The organism is Streptomyces sp. S07_1.15, assembly GCF_020739505.1.
Lineage (GTDB): Bacteria > Actinomycetota > Actinomycetes > Streptomycetales > Streptomycetaceae > Streptomyces > Streptomyces xinghaiensis.
This window is the reverse complement of the sequence record NZ_JAJBZK010000001.1, coordinates 6,669,256-6,679,796: the sequence shown is the minus strand read 5'-3', so window position 1 is coordinate 6,679,796 and position 10,541 is coordinate 6,669,256. Positions and strand designations below refer to the sequence as shown.

General features: G+C 77.6%; 8 protein-coding genes. 5 read left to right on the top strand and 3 right to left on the bottom strand.

Annotated elements, in window-relative coordinates:
* Positions 1-142: 142 nt before the first annotated feature.
* Positions 143-820, top strand: coding sequence for a CBS domain-containing protein (locus tag LIX60_RS28750; RefSeq protein ID WP_227962028.1), 678 nt, complete (start codon positions 143-145; stop codon positions 818-820).
* Between the two features lie 154 nt (positions 821-974).
* Here the strand turns inward: LIX60_RS28750 and LIX60_RS28740 are convergent, their stop codons facing one another.
* On the bottom strand, positions 975-3,710 hold the full coding sequence (locus LIX60_RS28740; RefSeq protein ID WP_227962026.1) for a cation-transporting P-type ATPase: 2,736 nt from the start codon (positions 3,708-3,710) through the stop codon (positions 975-977).
* A 596-nt stretch (positions 3,711-4,306) separates the two neighbouring features.
* Between LIX60_RS28740 and LIX60_RS28735 the strand changes: the two genes are divergently transcribed.
* From LIX60_RS28735 to LIX60_RS28720, 4 genes are all read left to right on the top strand, one after another.
* Entirely contained in the window at positions 4,307-5,173 is an 867-nt protein-coding gene (locus LIX60_RS28735; RefSeq protein WP_227962024.1) for a universal stress protein, read from the top strand.
* Positions 5,174-5,403: 230 nt separating this feature from the next.
* Positions 5,404-5,829 carry a hypothetical protein gene (locus tag LIX60_RS28730; protein ID WP_227962022.1) on the top strand — a complete coding sequence of 142 codons (426 nt, stop codon included), beginning with the start codon at positions 5,404-5,406 and terminating at the stop codon, positions 5,827-5,829.
* Positions 5,830-6,090: 261 nt separating this feature from the next.
* Complete coding sequence (locus LIX60_RS28725; protein WP_227962019.1) at positions 6,091-6,765, top strand: pyridoxamine 5'-phosphate oxidase family protein; 675 nt, start codon at positions 6,091-6,093, stop codon at positions 6,763-6,765.
* A gap of 313 nt (positions 6,766-7,078) precedes the next feature.
* Positions 7,079-8,155, top strand: a complete 1,077-nt coding sequence (locus LIX60_RS28720) for a nitroreductase family protein (protein ID WP_227962018.1) — start codon at positions 7,079-7,081, stop codon at positions 8,153-8,155.
* Positions 8,156-8,277: 122 nt separating this feature from the next.
* Here LIX60_RS28720 and LIX60_RS28715 read toward each other — a convergent pair whose 3' ends face one another.
* The gene (locus LIX60_RS28715) at positions 8,278-9,180 is read right to left on the bottom strand and encodes a universal stress protein (RefSeq protein ID WP_227962959.1); all 903 of its coding nucleotides are present in this window, start codon (positions 9,178-9,180) and stop codon (positions 8,278-8,280) included.
* A 400-nt stretch (positions 9,181-9,580) separates the two neighbouring features.
* Positions 9,581-10,468, bottom strand: coding sequence for a universal stress protein (locus LIX60_RS28710; RefSeq protein WP_227962017.1), 888 nt, complete (start codon positions 10,466-10,468; stop codon positions 9,581-9,583).
* Positions 10,469-10,541 lie beyond the last annotated feature (73 nt).

Below are 10,541 nucleotides of genomic sequence, written 5' to 3'. Positions count from 1 at the left end.
GGCGGAGTCCCGCTGGCGGACGGTGCGGGGCGGTGCTGTTCTGGTACCGGGTCCCGGCGGGCAGCCGGCCGGACGCCGCCGGGGGCCCCGGCCACACGGCGGACGGCTGAGCGGACGGGCGGACGGAGAGAGGAGCGGGACGATGCGCCACCGCACGGTCGGAGAACTGATGACCCGGGACGTCGTGTCCGTCCGGCCGGACACCCCGTTCAAGGAACTCGCCGGGCTCCTCGCCGAGCACCGGGTCACCGCCGTGCCGGTCGTCGACGCCGCGGGCCGCCCGGTCGGTGTCGTCTCCGAGAACGACCTGCTGCGGAAGGCCACCGACCGGCTGGAGACCGGGGACCGCGTCTCCCCCATGCCCCATCTGGAGGCGTGGGAGCGCGCCAAGGCGGAGGGCGCCCGGGCCGAGGAGATCATGTCGGCGCCCGCCGTGTGCGTCCGCCCGGACTGGACGGTCGTGGAGGCGGCCCGGCTGATGGAGATCCACGGCATCAAACGGCTCCCCGTCGTGGACGCCTCCGACCGGCTCCTGGGCATCATCAGCCGCCGCGACCTGCTGCGGGTCTTCCTCCGCACGGACGAGGCGATCCGCGCGGAGATCCTCCACGACGTCCTGGCGGAGACCGTCGGGGACGCCGCCCGGGGGGTGACGGCCGAGGTGACGGACGGCCAGGTCCTGCTGGGCGGCACGGTGCCGTCGCGGCGGCTGGTGCCGGTGCTCGTCCGGCTGTGCCGGGGGGTGGACGGTGTGGTGGGCGTGCGCGAGCACGTCGACCACAACGGCACGGGGCCGGTCCGGGAGGGCCCTCTCGTCTGACGGGCCGAGGCCGGCACGGGCGCTCGCCCGTACACACCGTCCTGCGGGGGGACGGCCGCCGGTGCGGCCCCGGGCCGCGCCCCGGCCGCCCGCCCGGCCGCGCCCCGCCGTCCGGGCTGGCCCCCCGGGCGCCCCGGGCACCCGCCGGGCCGTCTCAGCGGCCGGCCGCCCGCTCCCGGTCCTCCGGCACCCCCGGCACCCCCGGATCTCCGGTGGCCTCCGGTTCCTCCGCTCCGGCGGACCGCCCCGCACGCGCGGACAGCCGCACCTGAAGCCGCATCGCGGCGTAGCCGACCGCCGAGAGGGCGCAGCCGATGAGCAGGTCGCCCGCGCTCAGGGCCTCCGTGCCGAGCAGCTTCTGCAGCGGCGGCAGGTAGACGCCCGCGATCTGCAGCGCCAGCGCGGCCGCGATCCCGACCAGCAGGAACGGGTTGGTGAAGGTGCCCGGCCGCGCCCGGGAGGCCAGGCCCACCCCGAGCTGGGTGGCGCCCAGCACCAGGAAGACCATGGTCTGCCACGGCCGCCCGGTCTCGTGGGCCCAGATCCCCACCCCCAGCGAGGCCCCGGCGATCACCAGGCCCATGGCGAGGATGCGCGGCCACAGTCCCGCGCCGAGCACGCTCTCCTCCGGCGGCCTCGGCGGGTGCCGCATCGTGTCGGGCGCCACCGGCTCCGCGCCGAGCGCCACCCCGGGCAGGCCGTGGGTCAGCAGGTTGATCCAGAGGATCTGGGCGGGCAGCAGCGGCAGCGGCATGCCGAGGAACGGGCCGAACAGCATCACCAGGATCTCCGCCGCGCCGCCCGCCAGCCCGTACAGCAGGAACCGCCGCACGTTGGCGTAGACGCGGCGGCCCTCCTCGACGGCGGCGACCACCGTGCCCAGGTCGTCATCGGCCAGCACCAGGTCGGCGGCCTGCCGGGCCACCTCGGTGCCACGGCGGCCCATGGCCACGCCGATGTCCGCCCGGTGCAGCGCCGGGCCGTCGTTGACACCGTCGCCCGTCATGGCCACGACGTGCCCCGCGCCCCGCCAGGCCTGGACGATGTCGAGCTTCTGCTCGGGGCTGGTGCGGGCGAAGACCCGCGGCCTGGTCAGATCTCCGGCGGAGCCGTCGCGGATGCGGTCGCCGGTGGTGACCTCCTCCGCCTCCTCCGCCTGGTCCGCCGCCTCCACCACGCCGAGGCGCCGCGCCACCACCCCGGCGGTCAGCGGGTGGTCGCCGGTGATGAGGACGGGGATGATCCCGGCCCGGCGGCAGGCCGCCACCGTCTCGGCGGCCGCCTCCCGCGGCGGGTCGAGGATGCCGATCAGCCCCAGCAGGTTCAGCCCCGACTCCCAGTCCCCGCCGCCCTCCGGCGGTTCCGCGCGGTCGGCGACGGCCACGGCCAGCACCCGGTAGCCTTCTCCGGCCAGCCGGCCGGCGGCCTCCGCGGCCTCCGCGAGCGTCCCGGCACCGTCGGCGAGCACCTCCGGTACGAGCACCACCTCCGGCGCGCCCTTGCAGACGACGCGCAGCCCGCCGCCGGGCCGGCGGTGGACGGTGGTCATCCGGGCCCGGTCGCTGGTGAACGGGATCTCCTCCGTCCGCGGCCACTCCCGGGCCAGCGCCTCCCGGTCGAGGCCGAGGCGGGCCCCGGCGGTGAGCAGGGCGGCCTCCGTCGGGTCGCCCAGGGCGTGCCAGTCGGCCTCGTCGCCCTGGGCGCTCGAACGGGCCTCGCCGCTCCGGCCGTCCTCGCCGTCCGTGGCGTCGGGGGCCTGCAGGGCGGCGTCGTTGCAGAGGACGGCGGCGGTGAGGAGTTCCGTGACGTCCGGTGCCGTGTCCGGCCGCAGTTCGGTGTCCTCGCGCTCGACCCGTCCCTCGGGGGCGTAGCCGGTGCCCGAGACGGCCGCCGTGCCGTGCCGGGTCCACAGCCGCTGGGCGGACATCCGGCCCTCGGTGAGGGTGCCGGTCTTGTCGGTGGCGATGACCGTGACGGAACCGAGGGTCTCCACGGCCGGCAGGCGCCGCACGATCGCGTTGCGCTCCGCCATCCGCCGGGCGCCCAGCGCCAGCCCGAGCGTGACCACGGCCGGCAGCGACTCGGGGACGGCGGCGACCACCAGGCTGATGGCCGTCACCGCCATCAGCTCCGGGTCCTGCCCGCGCAGCAGCCCGATGACCAGGACCACGAGGCAGAGCACCACGGCGACGGCCGCCAGCACCCGGCCGAACGCGGCGAGGCGGCGCTGGAGCGGTGTGGCGGCGGGCTTCGTCGTCATCAGCGCCGCGATCCGGCCGGTGGCGCTGTCCGCGCCGGTGGCGGTGACGACGAAGCGGGCCCGGCCCCGTACGACCACGGTGCCGGCCGACACGACGGGCCGCTGCTCCCCGTCCGCGGGCAGCGGCTTGCCCACCGGTTCCGCCTCGCCCGTCAGCGAGGACTCGTCGACGAGCAGCGCGGCCTCCTCCAGCAGCTCCCCGTCCGCAGGCACGATGTCGCCCTCGCCGAGCAGCACCAGGTCCCCCGGCACCACCTCCGAGGACGGCACATGGCGCTCCTCGCCGTCCCGCACCACCCGGGCGCCGGGCGCGCTGAGCTCGCGCAGCGCCATGACGGCCCGCTCCGCGCGGACCTCCTGGGTCACGCCCACCGCCGTGTTGACGACGACGACGAAGGAGATGATCGCGGTGTCGAGGTAGTCGCCGGTCGCGATGGTCAGCGCGATGGCCACCAGCAGCACGAGGATCAGCGGATCGCGCAGCTGTGTGCCGATCCGTTGCCACAACGGCGTGGGGCGGGCCGTGCTGACGATGTTCGGACCGTACCGTTCCAGCCGCGCGGCGGCCTCCGCCGCGGACAGACCGGCAGCGGGCGGTGCCGCCACCGGGGCCTGCTCGTCCCTCACCATGCTCGCAGCCTTCCCGCAACGGACAGGCGCTGCAACAGGGCCTACGGGGTACGGGCGGGGCCCGTGGGCCCTTGTGCGGCACGGGCCGGCGGGCCGCTGTCCGGATCGTCCGCGCGGTTGCCGCCCGGGGTGCGGGGCCACATCGTGGGAGGCAGGGAGGGAGGCCGGGGCCGGCAGGGCCGGCGGGCGGGCCCCGCCCCGGCCCGGGTCCGCACAGGACCCGCACCGATCCCCCCGCGGACCAGTGAGCGGCCGGTCCGCGGGGGCCCGTGCGGACCGGCCGCGGGCAGGAGCGGCGGGGTGGCCCGGGCCGCCTGCCGGGCCTCGGCGCGCGGACGCCGTCCCCTCCGGGCGCGGCGAAGGCCGCCGCGCCACCCCTCGGGGCCGGTGGGCCCCGCCAAGTGGCCCGCCGGACCCTGCCGTCCGGGGTCCCGCGGTGGTGTGCTGGGAGCAGACCGGGACACCACCCGGTACAGGCCGCGGCGCCCGGCCGCGCCGCCCCGGTCCGCCGGAGCGGCCCGGCCGGTCCTGCGGACGCCCTCGCGGTTGCGCATCCGGCCCGGGGACACACAGAGCGAGTGGAGAGGTGACCGGTGATGGCGAGGAACGGTCCTGTGGTGGTGGGGGTGGACGGATCACCGTCCGGTCTGGAGGCCGTCGAGGTCGCGGCCCGCGAAGCGGCGTACGGCAACCGCCCGTTGCGGGTGGTGCACGCCTTCGTGTGGCCTTCGACGCACATGCCGCTGGGGGCGGTCGAGGGCGACCTGCGGTACGAGGCGAAGCGCATCGTGGCGGAGGCCGAGGAGCGGGCGCGGGCGACCGCGCCGGAGGTGGAGGCCGCCGGGGAGGTCGTCACCGGCGAGGCGCTGACCGTGCTGGAGGAGGAGTCCCGCTCGGCCGCCCTGATGGTGGTCGGCAGCCGGGGTCTGGGCGGTTTCGCCCGGCTGCTGATCGGTTCGGTGGCGGGGCAGCTCGCGGCGCACAGCCACTGCCCGGTGCTGGTGGTCCGCGGCAGGACGGACGGCACCGGGCCGGTGCTGGTCGGTGTCGACGGCTCCCCGGCGGGCGAGACGGCGCTCGGCTTCGCGTTCGAGGCGGCCGCGGCCCGGGAGACGGGTGTGGTCGCCCTGCACGCCTGGTCCGAGTGGAGTGTGCCGGTGCCGCCGCCCGAGGACGAGTCGGCCCCCTACGCCTACGAGCCGGGGATGCTCAAGGCCGATGAGGAGCGGCTGCTGGCCGAGTCGCTGGCCGGCTGGCGCGACCGCTACCCGGATGTGCCGGTCGAGCACCGGCTGGTCCGGGGGCGTGCCCGGGAGGCCCTGGTCGAGGCGAGTGAGGAGGCCCGGCTGCTGGTCGTCGGCAAGCGGGGCCGCGGCGGCTTCGCCGGGCTGCTGATCGGCTCGGTGAGCCAGGCCGCCACCCAGCACGCCCACTGCCCCGTCGTGGTCGTCCCCCACGCCTGAGGGCCCCGGGGGCGGCACCGGCCGGACGCCGGTGCCGCCCCCGACGGTGGGAGCCGCCGTACCGGGCGGCGGGCCGGTGAACGGCCCGCACGGCCCCGCGGGCACCGGGACGAAAGTGATCAACGGCAGGTCTCCCGGCCCTCCGTACCGGGACCGATGGGCCCTGGGTCCGGCGGAGCCCCCGGCAGAAGACTGGGGCTGTCGGGAAGAGCAACGAGGGAGTGGTCGGAATGACTGCCAGGGAAACCGGAGTCCGCGGCACCGAGGCCGTGCGCGTGCGCGCCGAGGGCAACGTCGAGGAGGGGGTGCTGGAGTACCTCCGGGCGAAGATCGGCGCGGTGCTGGACCGGCAGGGGCTGCCCCCGGTGACCGGCGGCGTGCGGATCGCCAAGGCCAACGCCCACCACGCCGAGCACCCCTGGACCGCCGCGGCCGAACTCCGGGTGGGCCCGGACCTGGTGGTCGCCCACGCCCGGGAGGCCACCAGCCAGGAGGCCACCGACCGCCTGCAGGACCGGCTGCGCCGCCAGGTGGAGCGGGCCCTCGACAGCCGGCAGACGGCCCGCCGTTCGGCCGCTCCGCCGCCGTGGCGCGGCGGGACGGCGGAGGACGGTCCGCGCGCGGCGGCGGAACCCGCCGGGGACCTGCCCGCCTGAACCGGCCGGTCCGCCCGGTGCCCGGCGGCACCACCGCCGCCCACGCCCCGGGCACCGGGCGGGCCCGGCTCCCCCGGCCGCACCCGTCGGCCCGTGGCACGGCCGGCGGACGGGGCCCCGCGGCGGTCCGGACCGCCGCCGGCTTCCCGGGCCGTCGCCCGGCCCGGGCCCCGGCCGGGCGGACGTTCCGGACGGGCGGACGGCGGCGTACCGGGCGAACCTGGTGACGGAGCCCCGAGCTGTGACGGAAGGAACGTGGCCGTGTCGGAAACGGAGAACGGAAAGGCCCACAGGACTCCGGACCCCGGTGACATCGGGCGCCGGATCACCCTCCAGCGCGAGCGGCTCGGGCTCACCCGCGAGGAGGCTGCGGCCCGGGCCGGTATGGCGCCGGGCTATCTGGCGTATCTGGAGGAGCACTCCGCCGATCCCAGCGCGCCGGGCATCGCCCGGCTGGCCGGCGCGCTGGGGACCTCCGTCGACGCGCTGCGCGGCGCCGGTACGGCCAGGCCGGCCGGCCGGAGCAGGGCCGCGGCCCACCCCCGGCTGGTGCCTCTCGACGCCGACGAGTGCTGGTCCCTGCTCTCCTCGCACGGCGTGGGGCGCATCGGCCTGTCGCTCGCCGACGACCCCGTGATCATCCCGGTGAACTACGTGGTCGAGGCCGGTCGGCTCGCGTACCGGACGGCGCCCGGGACCGCGACCGCCCGGGCGGCGGGCCACCGCGTCGCCTTCGAGGTCGACGCGGTCGACGACGCCATGAGCCGCGGCTGGAGCGTGCTCGTCGTCGGGCGGGCCCGGCACGTCACGGAGCCGGACATGGTCGGCCGTCTGGCGGAACTCACCCATGCGGAACCCTGGGCGGGCGGCGTGCGCGACTTCTGGGTGCTCATCGATCCCGAGCGGCTGTCCGGCCGCCGCATCGAGACGGACTGACGCCGGTCCGGACTCCGGCGCGCCCGCCCCCGGAGGGCCGTGCCGCGGTCCCGGCGTCCCCGCCGGTCCCGCCGTCTCCGCCGTCCCGCCGAGGGCGGCCGGCCGGTGTCCGGGCCCGGTGCACCGGGAACGAACGGAGCACACGGAACGCCCGGTACCGGCCGGGCCGCTCGCCGCGCCGCACCCGCTCGGCGTCCGGCCCCGTCCGGGGGGAGGCGGGGCGATCTACCGTGGAAGGGAGGGACCGTCCCCTCCGCCGGCCGGGGGACCGCCGGAGAGGGCCGGGCCCGCACGCCACCCGAGGAGGTGCGGTATGCCAGTGCGACCGCTCGACACCACACTCGTCACGGACCTGGTCCGCGAGGCCACGGCCGCGCCGTCCATGCACAACGCGCAGCCCTGGCGGTTCCGCCACCGCCCCGGAAGCCGCACCGTCGAGCTGCGCCGGGACCCGGAACGGGCCATGCCGCTCGCCGACCCGGAGCACCGGGCGCTGCACATCGGCTGCGGCGCGGCGCTGTTCAACCTCCGGGTGGCGGCGGCCGGTGAGGGGCTGCGGCCCGGGGTCCGGCTGCTGCCGGACCCGTCCGACCCCGGCCTGCTGGCTTCCGTGCACCTGACCGGGACGGACGGCACCGGCCCGGACGAACGCGACAGCCCGCCGGTGGACGGCGGGGAGGAGCCCTCCGCGGAGCCGCCGGGCGCGGAGGGGCCCGGCGCGGGCCCCGGCGGGCTGGCGGAGCTGCGGCCCGCCATTCCGCTCCGGCACACCAGCCGTTCCCCGTTCACCGACCGGCGCATCCCGGAGGACCTCAGGAACCGGCTGGCGGAGGCCGCCCGTGCCGAAGGGGCCGACCTCGCCTTTCCCGGCATCTGGCATCTGCGGTCGGTGCTCTCCCTCGTCCAGGACGCCGAGGGCCGCTCCGGGACGGACCCCGGCCTCCGCGCCGAACTCGAACGCTGGATCCGCACCGGTGCGGACGTCTCCGCGCGGGCCGGCGACGGCGTTCCGGACTACGCCTTCGGGCCGCGCCCGTACGGCGGGCGGGCCGCTGTCCGCGATTTCGCGGGCCGTGACGCCCCGCCCGACCGGGAGAAGGCCGTGTTCGAGACCTCTCCGCAGCTGGCCCTGCTGGGCACGGCGGAGGACCGTCCCGCCGACTGGCTGCGGGCGGGCCAGGCCATGGAGCGCGTCCTGCTGCTGGCCACCCGGGAGGGGCTGGCCTCGTCCCTGACCTCGCAGGCCCTGGAGTGGCCCGATCTGCGCTGGCTCGTGCGGGACCCGCAGACGTCCATGGGCGTGGTGCAGATGGTGATCCGCCTCGGCTACGGACCGGCGGGTCCGCGGACACCGCGCCGACCGGTGGAGGAGGTTCTCGACCTCGCCTGAGGGCCGGGCACGGGGCACCGCGCGCCGGTGGGCGGGCGGCCGGCGGGCGGCCGTGCGGAAGGGAGGGCGGGACGGCGGCGGTTCCGGGCCGCTGACCGTTCCGTCGTCTCCCGGGCCGCCCGTCAGGCCGCCGGGCCGCCGTCCCGGTCGCCGTCCGGCTCGCCGTCGTGGGGGACGACGGCCACCGGGCAGGCGGCGTGGTGCAGGACTCCGTGGGTGACATGGCCGACGCGCGAACTGTGCCCGGAGTGATCGAGCTGATGTCCGGTGACCAGCAGACCCGCGCCGCCGGCGGCCTCGATCAGCACCCGGCCCGCGGACCCGGCCGCCACCCGCCCGGTGACCGCGACTTCCGGGTACCTGGCCCGCCACGGCGCGAGAGCCCCGGCCAGGGAGCGTTCCTCCCGCTCCTGGAGCTCCGCGGTCAGCTCCTCGTCCAGCGGGGCCGAGGCGTAGCCGTAGACAAGCTTCGGGTTCCAGGCGTGGACGACGAGGAGCGGCGCGCCCCGGGCCGCCGCCGCGCGGAAGGCGAAGCCGATGGGTGCGTTGCCGTAGTGCCGCAGGTCGAGCCCGAGGACGACGGCGGTGCCGGCCTCCTCCGCCCGCCCGTCGAAGCCGTCCCGCACCAGCACCACCGGGCGCGCCGTGCGGGCGATGACGGACAGGCTCACCGAGCCCAGCAGATGCCCCGACATCCCGGACAGCCCGCGGGAGCCGAGGACCAGCAGCTCCGCCTCCTCCGCGAGGAGCACCTTCACGGGCGCCTCGGCGGCCCGCTCGACCTCGATCCGCAGACCGGGGAAGCGCTCGGCGAGCGTCTGGTGGACCGCGCTCAGCCGGTTCTCCACCCAGCGGTGGCGGGATTCGGCGTGGAGGGGGTGGTCGGCGTCGGCGGCCGGGGGGTGCCAGGCGTGGACGAGGCGCAGCGGGCGGCCGGTCCGCCGGGCCTCCAGGGCGGCCCAGTCCGCCGCGGCCATGCTCTGCGGGGAGCCGTCGATTCCCACGACGACCATGTGACTCGGCATCACGCCCTCCTCCTGGGCCGCTTTCCCTTCCCGGCTCCGGTTCCCGGGCCGGTGCGGGGCGCCGGACCGCCGGTCCCCGGTGCGGTCCGGTCGCGGCCCGGTGGGGCCGTGCCCGGCCGGACCGGCGGGGTGTGCCGGGTGCCCCGGTGCTCCCTCCAGCACATCACCGGGCCCGGGCCACGGACAGGGCCTGCCGGGCTCGCTCCCGGGCCGACCGTCCCCCGGTTCCGCCGGGCCCCGGTTCCGCCGGGCCGGTTCCGCCGGGCCGGTTCCGCCGTTCCGCCGGTTCCGTCCGCCCGTCGCCCCGGCCGGGCCGTCGTGCCGTCGGCCACCGGGGTCCGCGGCGCCCACCGGGCCGCCGCCGGCCCGTCCGCGTGGCCCGACCCGCCGGGGCACCCGCTCAGGCCTGCGGGACCACGGCCACCGGGCAGGGAGAGTGATGCAGCACGGCATGGTTCACCAGGCCGAGCTGCAGGCCGAAGTGGCCGTGGCGGGCGTGGGCGCCGACCACCAGCAGGCTCGCCTCGCGGGCCGCGTTGAGCAGGGCCTGCCGGGCCGGTCCCCCGGTGGCCCGCCGCCGGACGACGACGTCCGGGTACCGCTCCCGGGCCGGTCCGACCGCCTCGTCGATCACCTTCTCGGCCCGCGCCCGGCCCTGCTCGGCCGCGTCCGCCTCCTCCGGGCCCCCGGAGTCCGGCTCGCCCCCGCCGGAAGTCCGCCAGGCGTGCAGGGCGATCAGTTCGCAGCCCCGGCGCTGGGCTTCGCGGAAGGCGAACTCGGCCGCGCTCCGCCCCTCCGCGGTGTCCTCGATGCCCGGCGCCCGGCCGGTGGCCTCCTCGGCGTCCTCGTCCTGGACGCCGAGGACGACGGGTTCCGTGCCGCTGTCCGGCTCGCCGCGGACGACGACGACGGGGCAGTCGGCGCGCCCCGCGACGGCCAGGCCGACGGAGCCCAGCAGCATGCCCGTCACCCCGCCGCGCCCGCGGCTGCCGACGACCAGGGCGAAGGCGTTGCGGCCCGCGGAGAGCAGGGCGTCGGCGGCGTTCTCCGGCACGATCTCGCCGGTCACCTCCACCGACGGGACGCGTTTCCGCGCGTGTTCGAGGGCCAGGTCCCGGATGCGCTCGGCGTTCTCCCTCAGCTCCGGTACGGGCGTGCCGAGGGCGGGCCCGGTCGCGCACAGCACCCGCAGCGGGGCCTCGTGGCGCACGGCCGCGTCGGCGGCCCAGTCCACGGCCCGCAGGCTGGAGGCCGAGCCGTCCACACCGGCCACGACGGGGAGCACCATGGGCTGACCACCTCTCCTCTCCGGACGCGGACCAGCCGGGATCAAAGCGTGTCATACGCCCATGAAGGACGCA

Bases quoted from the DNA above. Each gene is read 5' to 3' on its own strand.
- LIX60_RS28750 (WP_227962028.1), top strand. From the start codon at position 143: ATGCGCCACCGCACGGTCGGAGAACTGATGACCCGGGACGTCGTGTCC.
- LIX60_RS28740 (WP_227962026.1), bottom strand. From the start codon at position 3,710: ATGGTGAGGGACGAGCAGGCCCCGGTGGCGGCACCGCCCGCTGCCGGT.
- LIX60_RS28735 (WP_227962024.1), top strand. From the start codon at position 4,307: ATGGCGAGGAACGGTCCTGTGGTGGTGGGGGTGGACGGATCACCGTCC.
- LIX60_RS28730 (WP_227962022.1), top strand. From the start codon at position 5,404: ATGACTGCCAGGGAAACCGGAGTCCGCGGCACCGAGGCCGTGCGCGTG.
- LIX60_RS28720 (WP_227962018.1), top strand. From the start codon at position 7,079: ATGCCAGTGCGACCGCTCGACACCACACTCGTCACGGACCTGGTCCGC.
- LIX60_RS28715 (WP_227962959.1), bottom strand. From the start codon at position 9,180: ATGCCGAGTCACATGGTCGTCGTGGGAATCGACGGCTCCCCGCAGAGC.
- LIX60_RS28710 (WP_227962017.1), bottom strand. From the start codon at position 10,468: ATGGTGCTCCCCGTCGTGGCCGGTGTGGACGGCTCGGCCTCCAGCCTG.